This window comes from Collinsella aerofaciens ATCC 25986, from assembly GCF_964237925.1.
GTDB lineage: Bacteria > Actinomycetota > Coriobacteriia > Coriobacteriales > Coriobacteriaceae > Collinsella > Collinsella aerofaciens_BJ.
In genome coordinates this window covers 1-23,695 of record NZ_CAXSKI010000027.1, presented here as the reverse complement: position 1 = coordinate 23,695, position 23,695 = coordinate 1, and the positions used below count along the sequence as shown (strand labels likewise).

The 23,695-nt window shown below is 58.9% G+C and carries 16 protein-coding genes and 2 tRNA genes; 4 read left to right on the top strand and 14 right to left on the bottom strand.

The genetic code is table 11. The features are described from left to right. Positions 1–498: 498 nt before the first annotated feature. From ACESWY_RS09915 to ACESWY_RS09870, 10 genes are all read right to left on the bottom strand, one after another. Positions 499–571 (bottom strand) — tRNA-Lys (locus ACESWY_RS09915). Between the two features lie 28 nt (positions 572–599). After that, complete coding sequence (locus tag ACESWY_RS09910) at positions 600–1,880, bottom strand: aminopeptidase (protein WP_035136479.1); 1,281 nt, start codon at positions 1,878–1,880, stop codon at positions 600–602. Between the two features lie 89 nt (positions 1,881–1,969). After that, the gene (locus tag ACESWY_RS09905) at positions 1,970–2,545 is read right to left on the bottom strand and encodes an ABC-2 transporter permease (protein WP_035136480.1); all 576 of its coding nucleotides are present in this window, start codon (positions 2,543–2,545) and stop codon (positions 1,970–1,972) included. Continuing rightward, the gene (locus ACESWY_RS09900; protein ID WP_250787730.1) at positions 2,546–3,424 is read right to left on the bottom strand and encodes a phosphoribosylaminoimidazolesuccinocarboxamide synthase; all 879 of its coding nucleotides are present in this window, start codon (positions 3,422–3,424) and stop codon (positions 2,546–2,548) included. A gap of 118 nt (positions 3,425–3,542) precedes the next feature. Beyond that, positions 3,543–5,108 (bottom strand): sensor histidine kinase, encoded by a 1,566-nt coding sequence (locus ACESWY_RS09895; protein ID WP_250787726.1) that lies wholly within the window; start codon positions 5,106–5,108, stop codon positions 3,543–3,545. Positions 5,109–5,119: 11 nt separating this feature from the next. After that, positions 5,120–5,842: a response regulator gene (locus ACESWY_RS09890; RefSeq protein WP_006236208.1), complete on the bottom strand. Its 723-nt coding sequence runs from the start codon at positions 5,840–5,842 to the stop codon at positions 5,120–5,122. Between the two features lie 153 nt (positions 5,843–5,995). Then, positions 5,996–7,207, bottom strand: coding sequence for a twin-arginine translocation signal domain-containing protein (locus ACESWY_RS09885; protein ID WP_250787725.1), 1,212 nt, complete (start codon positions 7,205–7,207; stop codon positions 5,996–5,998). Then, positions 7,207–7,470, bottom strand: a complete 264-nt coding sequence (locus ACESWY_RS09880) for a TIGR03905 family TSCPD domain-containing protein (RefSeq protein WP_022093796.1) — start codon at positions 7,468–7,470, stop codon at positions 7,207–7,209. Before ACESWY_RS09880 ends, ACESWY_RS09885 begins: the two co-directional genes overlap by 1 nt. A 128-nt stretch (positions 7,471–7,598) precedes the next feature. Next, positions 7,599–8,945, bottom strand: a complete 1,347-nt coding sequence (gene purB / locus ACESWY_RS09875) for an adenylosuccinate lyase (protein ID WP_055251306.1) — start codon at positions 8,943–8,945, stop codon at positions 7,599–7,601. 294 nt (positions 8,946–9,239) lie between these two features. After that, a tRNA-Gly gene (locus ACESWY_RS09870) sits at positions 9,240–9,314 on the bottom strand. 297 nt (positions 9,315–9,611) lie between these two features. Here ACESWY_RS09870 and ACESWY_RS09865 point away from each other — a divergent pair. After that, positions 9,612–13,043 (top strand): SpaA isopeptide-forming pilin-related protein, encoded by a 3,432-nt coding sequence (locus tag ACESWY_RS09865; protein ID WP_373094264.1) that lies wholly within the window; start codon positions 9,612–9,614, stop codon positions 13,041–13,043. Between the two features lie 66 nt (positions 13,044–13,109). Here ACESWY_RS09865 and ACESWY_RS09860 read toward each other — a convergent pair whose 3' ends face one another. After that, positions 13,110–13,328: a hypothetical protein gene (locus ACESWY_RS09860; RefSeq protein WP_022094153.1), complete on the bottom strand. Its 219-nt coding sequence runs from the start codon at positions 13,326–13,328 to the stop codon at positions 13,110–13,112. 21 nt (positions 13,329–13,349) lie between these two features. Continuing rightward, a complete protein-coding gene (locus tag ACESWY_RS09855; protein WP_346977166.1) occupies positions 13,350–16,496 on the bottom strand; it encodes a hypothetical protein in 3,147 nt (1,048 codons plus the stop codon). A 198-nt stretch (positions 16,497–16,694) separates the two neighbouring features. Between ACESWY_RS09855 and ACESWY_RS09850 the strand changes: the two genes are divergently transcribed. Together ACESWY_RS09850 and ACESWY_RS09845 are read left to right on the top strand one after the other, a co-directional pair. Then, a complete protein-coding gene (locus ACESWY_RS09850; protein ID WP_250787722.1) occupies positions 16,695–17,717 on the top strand; it encodes a helix-turn-helix transcriptional regulator in 1,023 nt (340 codons plus the stop codon). Further along, positions 17,704–18,621 (top strand): helix-turn-helix transcriptional regulator, encoded by a 918-nt coding sequence (locus ACESWY_RS09845; RefSeq protein WP_250787721.1) that lies wholly within the window; start codon positions 17,704–17,706, stop codon positions 18,619–18,621. The genes ACESWY_RS09850 and ACESWY_RS09845 overlap by 14 nt, the downstream gene beginning before the upstream one ends. On the opposite strand, the gene ACESWY_RS09840 is transcribed toward ACESWY_RS09845, so the two are convergent. Next, positions 18,618–21,512, bottom strand: a complete 2,895-nt coding sequence (locus ACESWY_RS09840; RefSeq protein ID WP_250787720.1) for a helicase C-terminal domain-containing protein — start codon at positions 21,510–21,512, stop codon at positions 18,618–18,620. The genes ACESWY_RS09845 and ACESWY_RS09840 overlap by 4 nt on opposite strands. Continuing rightward, entirely contained in the window at positions 21,506–22,471 is a 966-nt protein-coding gene (locus ACESWY_RS09835) for a D-alanine--D-alanine ligase family protein (protein ID WP_250787719.1), read from the bottom strand. Before ACESWY_RS09835 ends, ACESWY_RS09840 begins: the two co-directional genes overlap by 7 nt. 85 nt (positions 22,472–22,556) lie before the next feature. On the opposite strand from ACESWY_RS09835, the gene rlmN reads away from it, so the two are divergent. Beyond that, a complete protein-coding gene (gene rlmN, locus ACESWY_RS09830; protein WP_250787718.1) occupies positions 22,557–23,609 on the top strand; it encodes a dual-specificity RNA methyltransferase RlmN in 1,053 nt (350 codons plus the stop codon). Positions 23,610–23,695: the final 86 nt, after the last annotated feature.

Below are 23,695 nucleotides of genomic sequence, written 5' to 3'. Positions count from 1 at the left end.
CCTCTCGGCGGCCTTGCGAAAAACAAATCCAAGTTAGACCATTTCAAATGGTTCGATGTCTGCCCGGATGCGACACTGAAGTGAGTGTCCATCCTCGCAGTATCCGGTTCTCAAGGTGCACGCCCCGCGGCTGATCCGGTCCGACCGGGCCGCGCGGCAAGGAGATATATTGCCAGACCGGAGGGGCCCCGTGGGCGGGAATCGCGCACTCCATATTTTGTTCACAAATGAATAGATCCCTCAGTCGCGTCACTGAGGTTAAAACTGAAGCATTGGCTTCTGATATTGGCGATGACCAGCTGTTTTACGAGTATTGAGACATCGGTCATCTCTGGAGCGCTACTTTACTCCAAAGGCATCAGCTATTTGTTTCCCATCGGTAAAAGGCGGGTTTTGTTCGCCAAGCGTTCTTATATATAGATAGATACGGGTTCGAACCCATGAAAGGGCGACAAAAAAGACGGCCAACCGAAGTTGACCGTCTCAACAATCTTTGGGTGGGCCGTCAGGGGTTCGAACCCTGGACCTTGGGATTAAAAGTCCCCTGCTCTGCCAGCTGAGCTAACGGCCCGCGGGTGGCATTGTACCACGGTCTGGGACTATTCCCAACTCCATTGGCCGTTCTGGAAAATCACAACTTCACGTCCATCAGGCGTAATGCCCGTAATATCGATGTCGTCCGTGCCGATCATAAAATCGACGTGCGTGCTCGAGACGTTAACGCCATGCTCCAGGAGCTCCTCCTTGGACATGTCATACCCACCCTCGATGCATTCGGGGAAACCGACACCTAGCGCGAGATGGCAGCTAGCGTTCTCGTCATAGAGCGTGTCATAGAACAGAACGCCGCTTTCGCGGATCGGAGTGTTCTTGGAAATGAGCGCGACCTCGCCCAGATGAGCGGCACCTTCATCGGTGTCAATAATGCTCGCAAGCGTTGCCTTGCCCACGCGGGCGTCGTAGTCCACCACGCGGCCGCCCTCGAACTTAATCCAAAAATCTTCGACTTTATTGCCGTGGTGGATGAGCGGCATGGCCGAGTACACGATACCGTCGGCGCGCATGCGATCGGGCGAGGTGAAGACTTCCTCGGTGGGAATGTTGGGGAAGAAGGGGTGTCCATCGGGCGTCTTGCCCTTGCCGCCGGCCCACTCGTGACCCTTCGTCATGCCAATCGTCAGATCGGTTCCATTTGCCGCGGTGTAATGCAAGTAGTCGAAACGATTGTCGTTCAGGAAACGCAGGTTCTTTTCGAATGCGGCGTCATGGAGTTCCCAGTCGCTCTCCGGGTCCTGGCCATCGGCGCGCGCGGTGTGCAGAATCGCATTCCATAGTTTATAGATTGCAACCTCATCGGCGTCTCCTGGGAACACCTCGTGCGCCCAAGCCACGACCGGAGCGCCGGCGATGCACCACGGATTGATGTTGTAATCCAGTCCACGGCGGAAAACTTTGCACTGCGTATTCCTCGCCTTTGATGCCGCGGCCGGCTTGGCTGGATCGATGCCCTTGAGGGCCGCAGGATCCGCACCTTCGATAAAGACAAAGCAGGCACCATCCTGGGCCAAGGAATCCAGCTGCATGCGCTTCCACTCGGGTGTCTGCTCAAAATAGCTTTTCTCGACATGCTCGTACGTGAGCCTCGTCACGGCATCATCGGCCCAAATGACCGTCACGTGGCCGGCGGCGGCAGCATAGGCCTCCGCGACCACCACGCGCGCAAACGGCGCGCACTCGACCGGAGACTGAACGACGACCTCCTGGCCGGGCTTGACGTTTACGCCCTTGCGGACGACCAGGCGCGCGTAGTTTTTAATCTTGGGCTCCAGGGCCTTCATGCCCTCCAGAGCCTCTTCGACCGTCAGGGCAGCTCGAATCATGTGCCACTCCATCTATCTATAGAACAGTAAAAAGGCGCGCCGCAAAAACGACGCGCCTTATATCTTAGCGATAAGTATGTATGCAAACGCTACTTCTTCTTGGAGTCCTTCTGGTCCTCCTCGGCAGCCGCGCGCTCAATAAGAGCGTTGAGCTTGTTCTCGGACATGCCCTCGGCCTGCGCGCGGTACATGTTGCGCAAGGGACGAATACGAGCGAAGTCGTAGATAAAGTCACCTAGGATGATGACATAGGACAAAACGATGCCGACCATCTGGACAGGGCTGGACACCATGCCAGCGGGAGCGAAGTACAGCGAGGCCCAAATTGCCACGACGAGCACCATGCCAATGGCGAGCACAATCCACCAGATGCGACGGCGCTTGGTGTAGTCCTCGTCCTGCTTGAGGAGGATATTCGACACCGTATAGATGCGGTCCTCCTTGGCGCGCTGCTTAGCCTTGCGGGCGCGCTTCTCCTCTTTAGAGAGGCCCTCGAGGTTCTCGCCCTTCTCGAGCTCTTTGCGGCGTGCCTTAGACGAAGCCGGCACGACGCGAACGGAGCTCGCTGCTTGGCGGGCGGGCTTAGCAGATGCGGCAGACTTGCGCGCAACCCCGGTAACTTCGTGGGATTGCGTGCGCTTGTTCGTGGCGCTACGGGTACTCACTTATGCGTTCTCCTTCATGCTTGTGAACTGGGAGCCCGTGATGATCTGGAAGGCCTCGCGATAGCGCTCGGACGTGCCATCGATGACCTCGGCGGGCAGGTGCGGGGTCTCCCCCGTCATATCCCAGTTGGCCTTGAGCCAATTGCGGACGAATTGCTTGTCGTAGCTAGGCTGGATCTTGCCCTCCTCGTAGCTGGCAGCAGGCCAGAAACGGCTGGAGTCGGGCGTGAGGCACTCGTCGATCAGCGTGACCTTGCCATCGATGACACCAAACTCGAACTTGGTGTCGGCAATGATGATGCCACGGGTCGCGGCGTACTCGGCAGCGGCCTTGTAGATCCTGAGGGACAGGTCGCGAATCTGCGCGGCGATGTCCTCACCCACGATCTCGCAGCAACGCTCAAACGAGATATTCTCGTCGTGGTCGCCGATCTCGGCCTTCGTGGACGGCGTGAACAGCGGCTCGGGAAGCTTTGAGGCCTCGGTCAGACCCTCGGGCAGCTGAATGCCGCAGACGGTGCCGTTCTCGTCATAGGTCTTCTTGCCCGAACCGGTCAGATAGCCGCGGACGATGCACTCGATAGGAATCGTCTGGGCCTTCTTAACCAGCATGGCGCGGCCAGCGAGGTAGTCACGATACTCAGCAAACTCCTCGGGGAAATCCGCCGGGTCGATGGAAACGAGATGGTTGGGGACGATGTCGGCAAACTTATCGAACCAGAATGCCGAGATGCGATTGAGCACCTCTCCCTTAAACGGAATCTCGTCGGGAAGAATGAAGTCGAACGCAGAAATGCGGTCGGTGGCGACCATCAGCAGGTTTTCACCGGCATCGTAAATATCACGAACCTTGCCACGGGAATCCGGACGACGCTCCATCGTTGTCACGTGAGTCACTCCTTACCAAAATACGACAGTAATGCGGGTTCTTTCCCGCACGTTTTCGCAAACTCGGAGCGGCAGGGACGCGGCCCCTCCTTCACCGAATAGCGAAAAGCTAGTGCTCCATTGTAGTAGATGCCGCGTCCGCCGTGTGCTCGCGGGGCAGATGAATTGTAAAAGTCGTACCCTTTCCAAGCTCCGACTCCACGGATATGTAGCCATGGTGACGCTCGACGATCTGCTTGGTCACGGCGAGGCCGACGCCCAGGCCGCCAGCTTCGCGGGCGCGGCTGGCATCGGCGCGCCAAAACCGCCCGAAAATGCGCGACAGATCGTCCTTGGCAATACCGATGCCGGTATCAGAAACGGCAATGCTGACGTGCCTGCGGTCACTGAGCACCGACACCACGACCCAACCGCCCTCGGGGGTGTAGCGCATGGCGTTGCTCATGAGGTTGATAACACATTGCGTGATCATGTCGGGATCGGCCTCGACGACATCGTCGTGCCCTTGGGTTTCATCTGCAAAGCGAAGACGAAGGTCACGGTCGGCAAACAGACGCTCCTGGCCGTTCACAATCGATCGCACGAACGGAACCATGTCCACCGGTTCTAGATTGAGCGGAGCCGTGCTGTTTTCCATACGCGATAGGTCGAGCATCTGCTGCACCAGACGAGCCAGGCGACGCGTCTCGGAAGCAACGGTCTCCAAATGCTCATCGTCGGTGGGATACACGCCATCCTGCATGGCCTCGACCGTTGCGAGCATGGCCATAAGCGGCGTGCGAAGCTCGTGTGCAACGTCTGAGGTCAGGCGCTTCTCGTGTTTCATATCCTTCTCGAGCGAGGTGGCCATCTCATCGAAGGTCTCACCCAGCTGATCGATCTCGTCATCACCGCGCAGCCCCGTGCGAGCCGACAGGTCGCCGTCACGGATTTGCTTTGCGGTACTGGTGATGCGATGAATCGGTTTGGTGAGCATGCGCGACACGAGCGATCCGATAACGACCGAAATGCAGATTGCAACAACCGCGGCGAGGGCCATGGCGTTAAAGGTCTTCTCCCTAAACGCAGAGTCCGCCTTGGTGAGCAGAGCGTCGGAGCCGATGGCCCACAGCTTTACCTGTCCGGCATGCTCGCCGGAAGACGTTACAATCTCGACGTTAGCAACGCTATCGGAGTCGGTTGGAGCAGACGAGACCGGGCTATGCGATGCCCTCTTGCCGCTCGTGTCGTCGGTCGTAGCCTGGTTTTCGCGTACATCGGCGGTGGCGCTTGCCGAGGGCCAGGAATCGTCATAAACGATCACACCCTTTTTATTGACGACCTGCATGCCCAGATCGTCGGAAACCAAACTCGACGTTGCGACCGTGCGCAGTTCTCCCGCGGTCCAAGAGCCGTTTTCCTCATATGAGGTCGCCAACTTCTCGGCAGCGGAATTTGCGATTTCGACGATATTGGAGCGTGTGTAATCCGAAAAGACCGTGCCCCACACAACAGAGACAACGCCCACCAGCACCAATACCGTCATGAGCGATGTCAGAGCAAAAGCAAGTGCCATGCGCGAGGGATAGCTCATCGTTGGCCGTGAATCGGAACGAGGCGTGTTCCAACTAGCCTTGGAACCCGCCTCGCTCTCCTGCTTGTGCTTTTGTCCGATTTCAAAGCGCGCAGGTGTCATATGTGATTTCCCTATTTCTCGTCCGACTTATCGGTCTTGGCCGGAGCCTCGAAGCGATAGCCGACACCATGGACGGTGTAGAGCCACTTGGGCTTCTTGGGATCATCGCCCAGCTTGGCGCGAAGATTCTTCACGTGGCTATCGATGGTGCGCTCATAGCCCTCAAAGTCATACCCGAGCACTTTCTCGACCAGCTCCATGCGGTTATACACACGGCCGGGATGGCGGGCAAGCGTGGTGAGCAGCTTAAACTCGGAAGCCGTCAGATCGACTTCCTTGCCCTCGACCAAGATCTTGTGGCCCGAGATATCGATGACCAGATCGCCGAAGTCGAGTACCTCGACGGCGGGCTCGTCGGCCTGATGGGCACGGCGGAACAGAGCGCGAACGCGGGCGACGAGCTCGCGCGGCGAGAACGGCTTAATCAGATAGTCGTCGGCGCCGAGCTCAAGACCGATAATACGGTCCTCGATCTCGCCCTTAGCCGTCAGCATGATGATGGGGACATCCGAGGTATCGCGAATGGTGCGGCAAACGCGCTCGCCGGGAATCTTGGGGAGCATAAGGTCGAGCACGACCAGGTCGAACTGATGCTTCTCGAACTCCTCGATCGCGGACTGGCCGTCGCCGACGCCCACAACCCAGTAGCCTTCGCGCTCGAGATAGGCAGCGACGGCGTCACGGATTGCCTTCTCATCCTCGACCAGCAGAATCTTTTTTGCATCTGAAGCCATAACACGGCCCCCCTGTCTCAATTAGCTAAGAACAAGCCCATTTTAACGCACCTGAGCCCGCCGGATGCCGCTATGACGCGGCAGCTCGGCGGGCGGTACTCACAATTACAACGCGTTTATTCCCCTGTTGGCGCCTTTTTAACCCCTCTAAGCTTAAAGAGAGAATAGGCGTGCAGCGACCGTCTCTGGTATACCCTGGCTGTTGCGCACCGTGGCGTACGTAAGGAATGAGTCCGATTTTCCCGCCGTAGCTGGATAATCGCCATACTCCAAAGCGCGGTCGGGCGACAGCAGCGAGCCATAGGTCTTGGCAGAGGTGTCGATCAGGAAATGCGACGCCTGTACCTTAACAAGGTATTTATTCTTCTTGCCAGCCGCACATGCGAGCGGCTCGCGTGACAGAAAGAGGTACGGCCCTCCCTCATTACCGATATACGTGCCCATATTGCCCAGGCTGCCCACGCCGCTATAGGCCGCCTCGATAGAAAACACGAAGGTATCGCCCATATACACGGCCTCGAAAGGCGAGACTGACGAGGGAAGGACTAGCTGGGCACGCTTGGTGTTGTTGCCGTCGGTCAGATCGATTGCCGTTATGCCGTAGTAGACGCCCTCGTCGTTGCGGACACGCGGCGAGATGGTCAAAATGCCGTCGCTCGCGCGCGGGGCCGATGCAAAGCGGCCCGTCGATTTCCAAATTGTCTCGGCCTTGGATTCATCAAGTGAGCGACGATAGCAAAACGAATCACTACTCGTTTTATTGCCGCCTGCCGAAGGCATTTTATACCAGATGACTGATGACCCGAACGCCGTAAACAGGGGCGGATCATAGTCCTTGCCACCTCGATCGAGCTCAACCACATCGCCAGAGAGCGAAGCGCCCGACAGATTTTGAGCGTAGAGCTTCCACGATGAATTGGCAAAGTTCATCTCAACCCACGCGAATACGCCGTCGCCGGCGCGGACATCGTAGAATGCATATCCCGTGCCCTCGATAGGATCCTCGATTAATGTGGTAAGCGAGCCATCGCCCAGGTTGAGCACACCGAGCGTGTTGGCGTGCAATGCCGATGCGGGCGCCATCATCGCCGCGGCGTAATCGCCGTCGCAGTAGTACAGCAGCGTACCCAGAGGCAGCGTCCACGACGCCGCCGGCTCAAGATCGATGTCGACAGCCTCATACTCATCCGTAATCGAGATAATTTTGGAATCGTCCTTGATAACCTGCGGCTCGCCGGCGGCATCATCGCTGGTACCCGTTTTTTTCGAGCATCCGGCAAGCACCGTGGCAGCGCCCGCGGCAGCCCCACCGAGTACAAAGCCGCGACGCGATATTCCGTTCTTGATGTGATCGGCGATACCCATTAGGCGATCTCGGCGCGAGCGGCCTCGATGGCGCGCGTAAGCTGGTCGGCGCAGGAGGTCTTTTTCATACCGCAGGTATTACCGGCGAGAACCTCGATTACGCGATCGGCAGGAGCGCCCTCGACCAGCTTGGAGATTGCCTTGAGATTGCCGTCGCAGCCACCGGTAAACTCAACGCCTATCACCTTGTTGCCGTCATCGGAAAGGTCAAGGTGAATATTGCGAGCACACACGCCCTGAGGCTTGTAATCAAACGAAATCATGCGATCCCCTCTCAGAATGTTATTCGAGACGACTATTATCCCCGTCTTTCCCCAAATGCAACGAGGCGCTTTGCCGGCAACACACATTACCAGCAAAGCGCCCTAAAAAGCTAACGTTATGCCCGAACCTACTCGAAGCTCAGCTGCTCCAGACGATCAAAGACCGTGTCGATACGAGTGAGGAAGTCCCATGGATCAAAGATCTCGTCGAGCTTCTCCTGGCTGACGGTGCAGCGCGGGTCGGCCTCGAGACGTTCCTTAAAGGTGGGGCCGGAGACACAATCCTGTACCTCGTGCCAGGTCGCCATGGCGTTCTCCTGCACAATGGCGTACGCGTCCTCGCGGGTGATGCCCGTGTCGACGAGGGCGAGCAGCACTTTGGAGGAGAAGATGAGGCCGCGCGTCTTGTTGAGGTTGGCCATCATGCGAGCGGGATACAGCTGCAGGCCGTCGATAACGCGGATGAGGCACTGGAACATGTGGTCGAGGGCGATGAAGCTGTCGGCCTGGGCGACGCGCTCGGCAGAGGAGTGCGAAATGTCACGCTCGTGCCACAGGGCGACGTTATCGAAGGCAACCTGGGCGTTGGACTTCACGACGCGCGACAGGCCGCAGACTTTCTCCATGGTGATGGGGTTGCGCTTGTGCGGCATGGCTGAGCTGCCCTTTTGACCCTTACGGAACGGTTCCTCGGCCTCGAGTGTATCGGTCTTCTGCAGATTGCGAACCTCGGTAGCGATGCGCTCACAGGTGGCCGCGGTGGTGGCAAGAACGCCGGCGAGGTAGGCGTGATGATCGCGGCTAATAACCTGCGTGGACAGCGGGTCGTGAACCAGGCCCAGGTGCTCGCAGACATATTCCTCGACAAACGGCTCGATGGAGCTGTACGTGCCGACAGCGCCCGAGATAGCACCGAAGGCAACATTCTTGCGGGCGTCCTCAAGACGGTCCAGATCGCGCTTGAGCTCCCAGGCCCAAGAGCCAAACTTCATGCCGAAGGTCATCGGCTCGGCGTGGATGCCATGAGTACGTCCGGCGCAGAGCGTGTTGCGCTCCTCGAAGGCACGACGCTTGCAGATCTCGCCGAGTTTCTTGACGTCCTCGATGATCAGGTCGCAGGCCTGGGTGAGCTGGTAGCACAGGGCCGTGTCGCCCAGATCGGAGCTGGTCATGCCATAGTGAACCCAGCGGCTGGGCTTGGGGTCGCCCTCGGGAACATCGGCATCGATGTACTCCTTCATGTTGGTCAGGAAGGCAATGACGTCGTGGCGCGTGACTTCCTCGATCTCATCGACCTTCGCCTTCTCAAAGTTGGCATGGTCGCGGATCCACTGGGCCTCGTCTTTGGAAATACCGATCTTGCCGAGCTCCGCCTGGGCCTCGCAGGCCAGAACCTCGATCTCCTGCCAAATGGCGTACTTGTTCTCGAGGGAGAAGATGTGTCCCATCTCCGGGCGGGTATAGCGATCGATCATAGCGGCTCCTTTTTGGTTATTGGCACGTTGGTCGTAACCCATCCATTGTACCGTGCGCAGGTGCAAGTATGGGCAGCAGGCATTAACCTAACATTTTGGAATTGGAGCGGGCAACGGGACGTCCGCGCATTTGCTTCGCAAATCCGCACCGGCTTCAGGCGCCTGCCGGCGCCTTCGCCTGCTCGCTACAAACGCTTCGCGTTTGCTTAGCGCTCGCACCCTGGCGGGTTCGAGTCCCGGCGCTTGGTAGTAAAAAGCACGGCAACGTAACGCTGCCGTGCTTGTGCTTTTTACTGGAGCGGGCAACGGGACTCGAACCCGCGAGTGTCAGCTTGGGAAGCTGATGCCTTACCACTTGGCGATGCCCGCTTGTGTGTTGGCTAGTATAACGCGGTTGTCTTGTTCGATACAAGGGTGGCGATGCTTGTTTTAGCTGTGGAGATTCGTTTGAAAATCGCGTCAATTGTGGAGACGAGGACCTTTAACCTCCTGTTCTCCCTATCTTCTACCTGCACTTTTGCTTGATTGTTGTATTTGAGCTCAATTTGTCAGGAATTGGGCAAGCTTTTGGTCAGGCTCCGGTACTTACCCGCATGAACCTCGGGGGTAGCCTCATCCTACGCGTCGCAGCCTCCCCGTGCGGCGCACGAGGGATAAGGAGCAGCCATGTCCAACGCACCCACGCACTCTGTCCACAGCGCAATCGCAACAGGTCCGCTGCTCCTGCTCCTCTTCCTGCTTTTCGGCTGCCTGGCACCGGGAGCCGCATTTGCCGTCGATGGCTACGACCAGCTCGGCTTCCGCACTATTAGCGATGATTGTGGACCCTTCTTCATCGGCAAGTATGAAGCTCAAGACACCTCGATTGCCTACTGCATGAACCAGGAGCGCCCCGGCCCCACCAAACCGGGCGGCCCATGGCTCAACTTTGATCAAGGCTGGGTGTGGCTCGACGACGAGTTCGCGGCAATCGTTTGTCACGGATATCCTACCGCCACGTCGTTTGGCGGTTACCATCTTTCACCCGATCGCGCCCGCGCCGCCACCCAGCTTGCCGTATGGATGCTCAACGGCACTACCCATGTCGACGGCACCTACTCCTACACGACCGCTCAGGGCAAAACCAAGAGCGGACACTTTACCGCCGACAATGAAGTCGTGGCGGCTGCGCGGTGGCTCCACGACAGCGCAAAATCAGGAAGCATCAAAGCCGCTCCGCACCGCGCGCGACGCTATCTAGGAGCCGTATCGGGCGGCAGCAAACGTCAAGACATGCTCTATGTACTGCCGGCGGTCTCTGTTTCCTTCCAAAAGCAGTCTGCTGACACCGTTATTACCAGCGGAAACAATACCTATCAGTTTACCGGGGCAACATTCGATATTTTTGAGAGCGCCAGCGGCGCGCGTGTCGGCACCATCAAGATGGACAGCAACGGTCGAGCGCAAGCAACACTTCTGCCCAACACGGCATACTACCTAGTTGAAACGAAGGCGCCGGCCGGCTATGTCCCCCGCCACGATCGTATTGCCTTTACCACGGGGAATGACGGCGGGCGGGTCGCCATTGAAGAACAGCCCGGCACCATCAACCTGCGTATCGTAAAACTCGATGCCGCGACGAATGCCGGCCCCCAGGTGGGATCTTCACTCGCAGGAGCAGAGTTCACGTGTGTGTCGCAATCAACCCCTGGATGGGCACAAATCCTCACGACCGACGAAAGCGGTCGGGCCGCCCTCGCCGATGTCCCCTTAGGAACCTTTACCATCTACGAATCAAAAGCCCCCGAGGGCTACCTGCCATCCAACGACAGCTGGACCTATACCGTTGGAGCCGACCAGCTCGGCGATTCAGGCGTGGTCGAGATCGAATCTCGCGTTTCCGATATCCCCGTTGCGTTTAACCTTGAGATTTCCAAATTCAAGGATTACGGCAATAGCGACCAATCCGGCCTGGAGCAGCCGGCGGGTGGTGTTGTCTTTGAGGTTGTCAGCAACAGCTCTCAGCAGGTTGTTGGCACACTGATCACAAACATCTATGGCTTTGCCTCCACCAAAGATCAGCCCGAAGCATGGTTCGGCACAGGCAAGCGACCCGCCGGTGTCCACGGAGCCGTCCCATACGACCGTGCCGGCTACACGGTTCGCGAGGTTCCGGAAACCGTCCCCGAGGGTTTTAAACGTGCAGGGGAATGGACCGTCGGGGCCAATCAGATTTCCGACGGCGCCGAGCTTCAATATATCGTGGACAACCACGCTCTGTCGACGCATCTCCAGATTGTAAAACGCGATGCCCAAACAGGCGCTTCTGTTCCCCTAGCCGGATTCACCTTCCAACTCCTCGACAGCAATCACGAACCTGTCTCACAAACTTGCTGGTATCCAGCACATAACGTAATGGACACCTTTACGACTGACGCGACCGGGACCGTCACACTGCCCGAATCGCTCGTGCCGGGCACCTATTATGTACGCGAAACCTCGGCCAAAGAGCCCTATCTTGTCGGCGAAGAGATCGAGGTAAACATACCCGCCGACATGAACCTAACGCCCGTTGCAATCGCCTCATATTATGACCACGCCGCGACCGGAAACATCAGGATCGTTAAAACCGATGCCATAGACGGCAGCAGCCTCGCGGGCGCCGTCTTTGAGATCCGTGCCTCGGGTGATATCGCGCGCCCCGACGGTAGCATTGCCGCGCTCGACGGTGAGACTGTCGCGACCGTCACGACGGATGAAACTGGAGAAGCACGCGCGGGCAACCTCCCACTGGGATCTGGCACCGCACGCTACGAGGTTGTCGAGACTCAAGCGCCGGCAGGCTTCTTGCTCGATCAGACAACCCATATTGTCGACCTTACTTATGCCGACCAGAAAACACCCGTTGTAGAAGCACGGCTTAACGTATCCGACGATTACACCAAGGTTGATATCTCCAAGGTCGATGCAAGCGGTGAGCAGGAAGTGGAAGGCGCACAGCTCGCCTTATATGGTCCCGATAAAACCGAAATAGACTCCTGGACCTCATCCGACAAGCCACACCGCGTCGAACATCTTGCACCCGGCACCTACTCGTTGCGCGAAATGATGTCTCCGCGGACCTATGACCTTGCCGAGGAGATAACGTTTGAAATAAAGGATACGGGAGAAGTCCAATCCGTCGCGATGAAGGATGCGCCCATCGAGATCAAGGGGCAGGTCGACAAGCGTCAGGAACTTGTCCAACCTATCGAAAAGGGCCTGTTGACTAACGGCGATGGTAAAAACCGTGCCGCGATGCAAACCAATACGGATGGGCTTTTCTCCTATACCATCGACGCTCGAAACGATTCAACTACCTGGGTTGATGAGTTCACAATTACCGATGATCTTGAGTGTGCCGAGGACGATACGGCGAGATTCGTCTCAATCGAAACCCCCGTCGCCATCGGCGACCTCAATGGTCTGTGCAACGTGTGGTATCGCACGACGCCGTTGGACTCGACAGACGTCGATGAGCCGGCAAACGCGACACTTGACGATGGGCACGAAAATCCTTGGCTTGAGTCCGACGAAGTAAGGGAGAGTCTGGGTGAGGATTGCCGCCTCGTCGATTACGACGGCTGGCACCTCTGGAAGGCGGATGTCTCGACCACGGAATCCACCACACTCGAGGCGAAAGAACTCGACCTTGCGTCCAATACCGTCGTAACGGGCATTCGAATTGAATACGGTGCGGTAGCCGCCGACTTTACGACTCGAAGCGATGTGGATTCTTGGACCCGCGATGATCTCAAAGATGAGCACGACGACCTTGACGATGCCAAAGCAATCCTTGGCACAGACGCTCGGGGCGCAGTCGTACACATGCAGGCAACGTCGGCTTATACGCCCCAAACCGCACTCACCAACAGCGCGCGCGTCGATCTTTGCCGCAACGGTGGCGGCGATAAACTTGAGTCACATGACGAGGACAGCGTCATTCAACGCTGTACCCTACCGCAGGACCTACCGGCAACAGGATCAGCTCCCATCGCCGCTTGCATCACCGCGCTCCTGACCTCGGGTGTCGCAGCCCTATGGTTCGCTCGCCTTAGGTCGATCCCAAAGAAGCGCTAGCGCGATGAAAAAGCGGGCGAGACAGTCCCCTGGCTCGCCCGCTTTCAATCATGTAAATCGCCGTATCTACTCTGCAGACGAAGATCCACCATCAACGATTGCTTGCTCGGACTCAGGAATCCCATCGGCACCCGTACTCTGTTCTTGCTCCACCTCTTCGCTGATTGCGGAGGCGGGGGTCGAGCCCTTTGCACCCACGATGTAGGCAGCCCCAAATCCTAACGCAATGGCAATCAAGGTCAAAATCACGTAGACAGGCCAATGGCGCTTAATATACGAAAACACGTTGACTCCTTAGAGCTCCGTCTACGAACGGCGGATAACCTCGGTCACGACCTCGGATACCGTGGCAATGTTCGTCGGGTTGACATTGTGGGGCAGGTCGTCCTCGGTACGAGCGCAAGCCAGACGCGTGCCGTCCACGCCGGCGATGGTGAGGGCTCGGCGGCTCGCCTCAAGCGCGGCATAGGCATCGGTCTTGGCATAGGGCATCTCGAGCGCGCCACAATCGACATGGAACGACTTGCACACCTTGCTGACCAGGTTCATGATGCGGCGATCGCCCTTGAGCAGCTGCTGTTCGCCCTCGACCGTCACCACCGAAAGCCTGCCGGCGCCGACGGATTCAAGATTGATGAAGAATACGCCGCGGAGCTTATCGCGATGCGAAGCCAAGAAGGCCTTCATGCCGGCGCCATCACAATCCGAGGCGCCGGTTGCCACAAACCAGATATCGTGACCGAGCAGCTCATCATCGCCCATAGAGGCGACAGCCGAGAGCATATCTTCGGAAGAAGCGCCATCGGAAGACGTAGCGCCACCCTTCCAGCCATCGTTATCGTCCTCGAAGTTATCCCACGAACCGATACCGCGACCGGACTTCTTGGCATCGTAATCGTCTTCGACGCCCAGCCAGTCACTCATGCTGTCCTGCTCGTTTTTCTTTTTACGACCGAACAGGCCACCCAGGCCGCGCTTACGAGACTTGGGTGCCGCCGGGGCGGGAGCTGAAATGGTCTCGATCGGCTGCGCGCCCGGCGCAACGGGCATAGGAGGCGCAACGGGTGCCGATGTGGGTTCGGGACCCTGAGCAGTAGCAAAGGGGTCGTTGACCTGGGCAGAGGGATCGGGAAGGTCGAACAGCGACGTGCGAGACGCAACGTTTGCCTGCTTCATCGACGGCAGCGATGGATCGGGGACCGAAGCCAGCGGAGACGAGGAGGGCGCAGGCGACGGTGCCGACGCCGGATCGGGAACATTCATCTGCGGACGCGGCGATGCCTGGGAGGAAATCTGGGCCATAAGGGAATCGACCGTTTCGTCCTGGGTGGGAGCGACATTGGCAACCGTGGCACCGGAACCACTCGGAGTCGGCATGGTGAAAATCTGCGTGGAGTAAGGCCTCGACTCATCTGTCTCGGGAGCCTCGGAAACCGCAGACACTTCCTCCTGCTCGACCTCGGTCGAATCATCTTGCTCGGCTGCCGCGCACTGCTCTTCGTCAGAGTTGACCTCGACGGGCTCGTCCTCGGTCGCATCCTGAATTTCGGCAGCATCAATGGGCTCGCCATCGCCCGCCGCGTCGTCCTGCTCATCGGAAGCAGGAAGGGGCTCGGCAATCGCGGTACCTTGCTTTTCAAACGTTATCGTGGAATCGAACTGCGCGGCATCAAACGACATGGTGCTATCGACGTGCTGCTGAGCCTCGAAAGACGTTGTAGCTTCGGCAGCGTCGACGGGTACGGACTGCATAGCCTCGTTCTGCTCGAACTCTTGCGCCGCGCGCTCACGTGCCGCCTCGGCTGCCTGCTGCTGAGCGATAGCCTCCTGCTCGGCAGCCTCGCGTGCGGCAGCGCGCTTCTTCTCGAAATCGTCGACAAATTTCTTGCCCTTTGCAAGCGCGCCCTTAAAGAAGTTGGAAGCGCTGGCGCCAATCGAAGAGAACGCGGATGCAATATCGGCATGGGGCGTTGCCGCGGGAATCTCGGCCGAGAAATCAGTATCGCTCTCGTAAGACACGCGCCTCGGCTGTTCAACGTAATCGTCGTCAGACTCGTCCGCAACGTCTTGCGCCGGCGCGGCGGGAGCCAAAATGTCCAGTCCTGCCGCGGGATCGATCGCGGACACCGCCTCGGGCTCGGCAACGGCAGAGGTAACCGCGGCAGACTCATCATCCGCAGCGACAACGGGCGCAGGCGCAGCCACGACGGGGGCAGGCTCGGGCTCAAACGTCGGCTCCTCGCCCTCCTCGTAATCGAGCGTGCAGGACTCGGGAAGCATTCCGAGCGCACGGATGGCATCCGAACCAAAGCGGATGTTGCCGGCGGCATTGCGATAGAGCTTGGGCTCGGGCTCAGCCGCGGCAGGCTCCTCCGCCGGCTCAGCAGCGGGAACCTCGTCATTGAACTCTTCGGCCTGGACAGCCTGATTCTGATCCTCGGGCACGATGGCGCCAATCAGCGTCTCGTCGGCAGACGCACCCTCAAAGCCCTCGATCTGCTCGTCAAAAGCCTCGCCCTGTTCGGGCTCGGTTTGAGCGTCGGGAGCAATCGGCTGACCGAACTCGTCCTCGGCGTAGGTAGGCTCTTCGTACTCGATGGTGTTGCCGTAGTCGTTTTGCTGCTGGGCCGCGGCATACTCCGCCGCCGCGCGCGCCATTTCCTCGGCACGACGCTTCTGCTCCCCAAAATAGGTATCGAACGGAACATCGTCGGGAAACTCGTTTTCGCCCTGGAAGGGAGCAACGTTGTCCATAACGCCGAGCATAGCGGCGACAGAAGACTTGTTGCACACCGCGCCGGACGTATAGGGAAGAACGTGGCGGTTAGAGATGATGTTTGCCGCGTTGGCAAGTGCAACGAGGGAAGCGAGGATCGCGACAATCCACAGCAGAACCTTGAGCGCGCCGGGGAGCGGCAGGATACGCAGGATGGCAACGGCAGCAGGGGCAACCGTGGCAACGGGCAACAGCTTGGCGATGAGCGCACGATACGAAGCATAGGGCTCGCGGGCGAGCAGCTCAGCACGGGGAGAGTCGTAGTGTGCGACAACGACCACCGGGCGGTTGCGCGGAGACGCGAGCGGGCCCGAGGCCTTGTGGTAGGCGATGACATTTTGGCTCACGCCCGTCTTGCCCAGGCGCGAAACCACGGGGTGCCCTGTGCGTTCGAGCACGTAAAGAACGGCGCCGACAATGGCCAGCAAGGTGCCGACCAAGCCGATACCGCCACCGATGCCCATCAGCAGGGCACCGGCAAACGCAAGAATACCGGTAACGGCAAATGCCAACCTACTGGGCGCCGGGGCATTGAACTCCTGAACCTCGGGATCAAAGCCGTGGTTGCGGAAGATCTGAGCGATATCCTCGGCCGCCAAGCGCTCTTCTTCGCTGCATGCCGGCGTAATGCCGGTGTTCTGCAGCAGGTGGTTAATATAGTTCTGGGTGTTCGCCATGTGCGCTCCACATCCATAATCCGACAAATAGGCCCAATGCATGCACATTAGAACCGTATATAGTCGAAAGTATACCCCGAGCGAGCGCAAACGACCGAATTCGGGCCATCTTAACGCCCCGAGCGGACAAGGATATAGCCTAATCTCCATATCGGACTAAAATCATGGCAGCAAACCACCTTCTCATGCGAGGACTCTATGACGGCAAGCGACACGACCGCGACAATTAAAAAGGGGAATTCGGAGCCCAGTTTCGATAAAACGGCCCAGCGCATCCTCAATCTTTTCTTTGTGCTCAACAGCTCCCCCGAACCGCTGACGACCGAGCAGATCGTCTTGGATTCCGACCTGGGATATGGCTCCGGCAACATCGACTCGGATAAGCGCAAGTTTCGGCGCGATCGTGACAAACTGCTCGAGCGTGGCATCTTAATCAAGGAGGTTCGCCCCGCCGGTGCGCAGGAGACCGAGGAAAGCTCGTGGACAATCGACCGCGAGCACACCTTTGCAGCAGGCGGCCTCATCACCGCAGACGACGCCGATATCCTGCTCAACGCCATCGACCAGACACTAGCGGCCGGCTCATCCACTTTTGCCGCACCGCTTGCCGATATTCGCTCCAAGATTGCCTATCTCACCGGTAGGACGACGGTGGACGAAGCACCAATCCGCCGCTCTCCCACCGTCGATGCGGTATGGAGCGCCTTTGCCGAGCGATGCGCGCTGCGATTTTTATATCAGAACGGACGCGGCGAGCAGAAAGAACGTACCGTCTGCGTCTACGGCATGTTCGAACGCGAGGGCGTGGCGTACTTCTGCGGCCTCGACAATGTCACCGACGGCATCAGGACATTCCGCTGCGACCGTATCGTTCGCGCTTGGCGTCCTTCGAAGGCCTACGCCATCCCTGCGGACTTCAATCTCAACGACTATCTGTTCTTTGAATTCGATTTTGCCGACCGACCGCCCGTTGCAGCCACGTTCTCGTTCGCCCCTCAGACGCAGATCGATATGATCAACGGCCTCACGCGCGGGCGAGGTGAGCTCGCACACACCGATGCGGGATGGACCTGGACCGTTGACGTGCGTGACCTTGAAGCCGCCGCCTCATTTTGCATGGCCCACGCCATGGACGGCATGAGGCCCATGGCCCCCAAATCGCTCAAGCAGGCGTGGAACCGCCTCATTGAAAGGACGGTGCACGAGCATGCCCGTGCGTAAACTCACCAGCGAGCAGAGACTCTCGCGCGCCATCGACATCATGGAGGCCCTCTACGCCGCCGGCGAGAGCGGCATGACACGAGCCGAGATTTGCAGCCGCTTTGACATCACAGGGGTGTCACTCGACGAGATTCTCGAGATCGTCTCGACGCTCGCGGACCGAGAATCGGGCGCGCGCATCATCTGCGAATGCCACGGCGAGCGTGTGGTCCTCACCGGCGACGCCGGGCGTGTTCTACCGTTGCGCCTGAGTGCCGCCGAGGGCGCTGTGCTCAACCACGAACTTGAATCGTTGGGGATCGAGCCACAGACGGCAGCCCGGATTCGGCATGCTCTTCTACCCGAAGAGCTCGGCTATAACCAGCGCGTCTTTGACACCGTCAACCACGGGTCGCACTGGCAGCAGCTGAGCTGCGCCATTCAGGACGGCGTTCGCTGCCGCATCTCGTATCGCTCGATGGACGATGCACGGCCACGTGAGCGTCTGGTCGACCCCTTGCGCATTACGGCAAACGGCGACCAAACATACCTGATTGCCTGGGACATCGCGGTCGATGAGCAGCGCACCTATCGCATGGATAAAATCGAGGGACTCGCCTTGACGGAAGACTCCGTCGTGCCTCATGCACCGGACGTCGCATCCCTCCACGATTCCCTTGCCCGGACGCAGCGTAGTGCAAAGCTCTTGATGCCATTCGATATGGCGGAGCATCTGGACTGGGCCGGCATCACCCTAATCGAGCGCAGCGGAGCAGACATGGCAACGGTAACCGTGCATTACGGCTCCGAGCGTTGGCTACTGAGCCAGATAATTGCAGCGGGCGGAGCCATCCACATCTTGGATGACCCCGCCCTGTCAAAGCGTCTGTGCGATATGGCAAAAACCCTCGTCTGTCCGCTTTAGCGCCGCCGCTCGTGGCGTGCACGCCACAGTTGCAGATAGTGCCCGATCTGCGCCGATTCGATGCGCTGGTAGGAGCTCGTGGGCAGCGACGTTAAGAACTTCTTTCCGTAGCCCTTCGTCACCAGGCGCGGGTCGGCCAGAATCAGCACGCCGCAATCGGTCGACGAGCGGATAAGGCGGCCGGCCGCCTGCTTGACCTCGAGCACCGCCTCGGGCAGCGAATAGCGCGCCCAAGCGCGGTCTTCGCGCAGGTTGCGCTCGCACGAGAGCGGGTCCGTGGGGCTCGAGAACGGCAGCTTGGGAATGATGACGCAGCGCAGCGTCTCGCCGCTGGCGTCGAATCCCTCCCAGAAGGCCTTAAGTGCAAAAAGCGACGAGGTCGGCTCGTTGATAAACCGGTCGCGCAGGCGACGAGGAGATGAGTTGCGCTGCTGGCAGTTGAGCTCCAGACCCGCACGGGCCATTTTGGGCTCAACGCGGGCGTACAGGTCTTCCATGTCGCGCCGATTGGTGAACAGCGTGAGCACCGATCCGCCCATGGCAAGATGGGCGTCGACCAGCACGCGCTCGAGCGCCGTAAGATAGCTCTCACGATCGCGCGGATCGGGGATATCGCCCGCAACGACTACAGCCATGTTCGAATCGAAGTCGTAGCTCGAGTCCAAGTGCAGCGATGTGGATGTTGAAGCACCAATGCGATCGAGGCCGACCGCGTGGTTAAAGTGTTCAAAGCTTTTGGACACCGTCATGGTCGCCGAGGTAAAGATAGCCGTGTGAACCTCGGGCAGCCACTCGGTTGCCAAGGCCTCGCCAATGTCGATGCGCTCTGCGGTCATTGACTCTCCGCCGGCACGCAGCCTGCGATTGACCTGCAGCGAATACACGTAGTGTTCATCGGTGCCATCAATGATGAGCTTGAGGTTCTCGGCCAGCTCGTGCAGGCGGCGCGAGATATCACCCAGGTCGACAACAACCTCGGGCTTGTCGGCGGCGACGGCTTGTACCAGCGCGTCGACGCTCTTGTCAGCTTGTTCCAATGCGTCGATGGCAGTGTAAGCCGACTGTAAGAAATCATGCCAGTCGTCAGATTCGCGCAGCTCGGGGCCAATCCATAGATTGGCATTGTCATAACCCCCACGGGCACGGCGGCCGAGCTCGCGAACGCCATCGAACACGTCGGCGATCGCCATGCTCGCACGCGCAACCGTCGAGGTCGCCTTGGCAGTAAGGCCCAGATAGAGCGTAGAGCCCTCGGAGGTTGCCAAATCACGGGAAACCTGGCTTAGCGCGCCGGTGCTCGAGCCACCCAGGCGCTCAAACAGAACGCGTGATTCGTCCGCCGACACCACGCGCGCCCACTGACGGCGCGCCTCGCGCTCGATGGAATGGGCCTCGTCGATTACCCAATGACGAATCGGAGGCAAAATCCTGCCCTCGGCCGCGACATTGCGGAACAGCAGGGAATGATTGGTGACCACCACGTCGGCATGCGCCGCACGACGTCGAGCGCCGTGGACCAAACATTTATCAGGGAAAAACGGGCAGAGGCGACGAGCACACTCGCGCGAGGCCGTCGTAAAGTCGGGGCGGTTGACGCTGCGCCACCGAATGCCGAGCGAGTCGAGGTCGCCATCGGCTGATTGGCAGACGTACGCCATAATGACCGCGACCGCCGTGAGCGTGTCCGCCGGATCGCGCTTGGTGGTAATCTCGACCTGGCCGCGGCTCATGCGCTCAAGCTTGCGCAGGCACGGATAGTGGTCATAGCCCTTGAGAGCGCAAAATGACAGGCCACCGTCCAGTTGCTCGGCAAGTTTTGGCAGCTCATGGTACATGAGCTGGTCGGCAAGATTGTTCGATTTGGTCGCAATACCAACCGTGATGTTGTTACGGCGTGCTGCCTCGGCAAAAGGCACCAGATAGGCCATCGATTTGCCGACGCCCGTGCCCGCCTCAATTACACGATGAGTGCCCGTGACCAGCGCATCGCAGACCTCGAGCGCCATCGCGATCTGCTCATCACGCGGCTCGTAGGTGGGATACATGCGATTGACCAGGCCACCTGGCGCATAGTCTGCCTCAATCTCCTCACGACTCGGCATCCTGAGTACCGGCAGTTCGTCGGCGTCCACCCGATCGTCGGCGCGATCGGCCTTGAGAACGTCAGCACGGGCGGCGCTGAGAGAGAAGATAGAACCAGGGTTCTGCCCCGCCAAGAATGAGAAGATTGGACGATAGGACCAAGGCACGTCCGGATGCATGTCGGCTAGGCGCGCCATGAGGCCCTGGGGCAAGTCGGTGAGTGCCACGAGCAACACGCGCCATACGCCACACAGGGCGTCGACGTCGGCATTGGCACGGTGTGATACCGAGTCACAGCCAAACAGATCGGCCATAAAAGACAGCTTGTGCGAGGCCAGGCGCGGAAGCGCGATGCGCGACAGCGCCAGCGAATCGATCCAAATATCGCTCACGTTGACGCCGCCTTTGACCGACTCGATAAACGAGCGGTCGAACGTGGCGTTATGTGCGATTACCGGGCAACCACCGACAAAATCGGCGAGAGCGGCTACGGCCTCAACGGCCGACGGGGCATCTGCCACATCGGCATTTGTAATGCTCGTGAGCTCGGTAATCTCGGCGGGAATCAGCTGCTTGGGATGCACGAAGGTATCGAAGCGGTCGACGATCTCGCGGCCCGAAAGACGGGCCGCCGAGATCTCGATCAGCTCGTTGTCCTGCACCGAAAGACCTGTGGTCTCGGTATCGAGGACAATTACATCTTCCTCGATAAGGCCGAAGGACTGCGTTTTGGCGCGTTCGGCAAGCGTGGCATAGGAGTCGATGACAAACTGCGGCGTTCCTGACGAAACCGCGTCCTCGATTAGCATGCAATGCCCGCTCGACGAAGGCCCATACGGATCAGGCTGTCACAGACCTGCGGGAACGTCATGTCGTCGGTGTGGCGGATCTCATCCGGATACAGCGACGTATCGGTCATGCCGGGAATGGTATTGGTCTCGAGGATGACGGGGCCGTCCTCACTCACAATAAAGTCGCTGCGCGAGATACCCAGGCAACCGAGGGCCTTGTGAGCAGCGCAGGCAAGCTCCTGAGCGCGAGTGTAATTCTCGGGTGAAATCTGCGCCGGAATGCGATGGATGTCCGTAGGGTCGACATACTTCACGTCCAGATCGTAGAACTCGCAGTCCTTGGGCTTACGAATCTCGACAATCGGCAGAGCGCGCACGTCGTCCTCGCCGTACACGCCGACGGTGATCTCGGTACCCTCGATGCACTTCTCGACCAGCACTTTGTCGCCGTACTCAAACGCCTTGGCGATTGCCGCGGGCAGCTCGGAGGGCTCATGGACCAGGGAAATGCCATAGCTGGAACCGTTGACGGCCGGCTTCACAAAGCAGCGCTCGCCACAAACCTCGACGATATGATCGATATCGACTTCATCGCCCACCTCGAGCGCGAGGCCGGGGGCAATGGGGATGCCCGCCTTGGCGTACAAGAGCTTAGAGACCTCCTTGTCGGCACCGCAGGCGCTGGCAAGCACGCCCGAGGCCGTGTAGGGGACACCCAGGGTCTCCATGGCCCCCTGCATGGCGCCATCCTCGCCGCCGGCGCCGTGCATGGCGATAAACGCCACGTCAAAGCCGCCGGTCGCCATAGTCACCATAAAGTCATCGGCGGCGGTGTCGAGCAGCTCCACCGAAGTGTAGCCGGCCTCCTTCAAGGCCACCACGACGTTCTTTCCCGAATTGAGCGAGATCTCGCGCTCAGCGGAATGACCGCCCGCCAAGACCGCTACGTGCATGTTCTCTAGGCTTTTACCCGGCATGGGCAGACTCCTCCTCTATAATTTCTGCAGCTGATACCATATTGTAGCGATACCCTCTACGTTTCCCCAAAATCGAAAGGCTTCCATGAATCCCAGGACTAAATCTCAGGACATTCGCGACTTGAGCCAAAACGATATTCGCGAGCTCGTGGCAGAACTCGGCCAGCCCGCTTTCCGCGCCAAGCAACTCATCGAATGGGTCTTTGAGAAGAACGTTTGTTCGTTTGATGATATGACTAACCTTCCCAAGGCCTTCCGCGAGCAGCTTAAAGAGGCATTTGCCTTCGACACGCCGACGGAGCTTACCAAACAGGTTTCCAAGGACGGCTCGCGCAAGTATCTGCTCGAGTACCACGACGGCATTTCCGTCGAGACCGTTGGCATGCCTCGCCGCAATAAACTCTCCGTCTGTGTTTCTACTCAGGCTGGCTGTGGCATGGGCTGCGCCTTTTGCGCTACTGGTCTCAACGGCCTCAAGCGCTCTCTGAGCGCTCAAGAGATCGTCGACCAGGTGCTTCATGTATCCAACGACTTTGGCGAGCGCGCCACAAGCGTCGTTTTCATGGGTCAGGGCGAGCCGTTTGCCAACTACGACGAGGTTCTCAAGGCACTGCGCATCCTTAACGACCCCGATGGCATCGGCATCGGCGCCCGTCATCTTACTGTCTCCACCAGCGGTGTTATTCCAGGCATTCGCAAGTTTGCCGACATTCCCGAGCAGTTCACGCTCGCTGTGTCGCTGCACTCCGCTATCCAGTCCACGCGCAACAAGATTATGCCTGGCGTTAAGAAGTACACGCTACTTCGCCTTCACGAGGCGCTTCAGCTCTACACCGAGAAGACCGGACGCCGACCGACCTATGAGTATGCCATGATCGAAGGCGTCAACGACACGAATCCCGAGATGCAGGCGCTCTGCGACTTCTGCGAGGGAACGCTGTGCCACGTTAACCTGATTCAGCTTAACGACATCGAGGGCAGCCCGCTCAAGCCGTCGCCGATTCATAAGGTTGAGGATCTTCAGCGCCGCCTTGAGTCTCGTGGCATCGAGACCACGATCCGCAATTCTCGCGGCAATGATATTGATGCCGCCTGCGGTCAACTGAAGCAACGCTTCAAGGTCCAGAAGAACGCATAGGGGAGTCTGCCCATTACAGTCTGAAATAGGCCATCGATAAATTTCGATGGCGAGCATTCGGCGCATTGCCTACGATACGGGCAAGC

What these genes read in the sequence shown, in the direction of transcription:
- ACESWY_RS09910 (WP_035136479.1), bottom strand. Translation starts at nt 1,880, where the DNA reads ATGATTCGAGCTGCCCTGACGGTCGAAGAGGCTCTGGAGGGCATGAAG.
- ACESWY_RS09900 (WP_250787730.1), bottom strand. Translation starts at nt 3,424, where the DNA reads ATGGAGCGTCGTCCGGATTCCCGTGGCAAGGTTCGTGATATTTACGAT.
- ACESWY_RS09895 (WP_250787726.1), bottom strand. Translation starts at nt 5,108, where the DNA reads ATGACACCTGCGCGCTTTGAAATCGGACAAAAGCACAAGCAGGAGAGC.
- ACESWY_RS09890 (WP_006236208.1), bottom strand. Translation starts at nt 5,842, where the DNA reads ATGGCTTCAGATGCAAAAAAGATTCTGCTGGTCGAGGATGAGAAGGCA.
- ACESWY_RS09885 (WP_250787725.1), bottom strand. Translation starts at nt 7,207, where the DNA reads ATGGGTATCGCCGATCACATCAAGAACGGAATATCGCGTCGCGGCTTT.
- ACESWY_RS09880 (WP_022093796.1), bottom strand. Translation starts at nt 7,470, where the DNA reads ATGATTTCGTTTGATTACAAGCCTCAGGGCGTGTGTGCTCGCAATATT.
- purB (WP_055251306.1), bottom strand. Translation starts at nt 8,945, where the DNA reads ATGATCGATCGCTATACCCGCCCGGAGATGGGACACATCTTCTCCCTC.
- ACESWY_RS09865 (WP_373094264.1), top strand. Translation starts at nt 9,612, where the DNA reads ATGTCCAACGCACCCACGCACTCTGTCCACAGCGCAATCGCAACAGGT.
- ACESWY_RS09855 (WP_346977166.1), bottom strand. Translation starts at nt 16,496, where the DNA reads ATGGCGAACACCCAGAACTATATTAACCACCTGCTGCAGAACACCGGC.
- ACESWY_RS09850 (WP_250787722.1), top strand. Translation starts at nt 16,695, where the DNA reads ATGACGGCAAGCGACACGACCGCGACAATTAAAAAGGGGAATTCGGAG.
- ACESWY_RS09845 (WP_250787721.1), top strand. Translation starts at nt 17,704, where the DNA reads ATGCCCGTGCGTAAACTCACCAGCGAGCAGAGACTCTCGCGCGCCATC.
- ACESWY_RS09840 (WP_250787720.1), bottom strand. Translation starts at nt 21,512, where the DNA reads ATGCTAATCGAGGACGCGGTTTCGTCAGGAACGCCGCAGTTTGTCATC.
- ACESWY_RS09835 (WP_250787719.1), bottom strand. Translation starts at nt 22,471, where the DNA reads ATGCCGGGTAAAAGCCTAGAGAACATGCACGTAGCGGTCTTGGCGGGC.
- rlmN (WP_250787718.1), top strand. Translation starts at nt 22,557, where the DNA reads ATGAATCCCAGGACTAAATCTCAGGACATTCGCGACTTGAGCCAAAAC.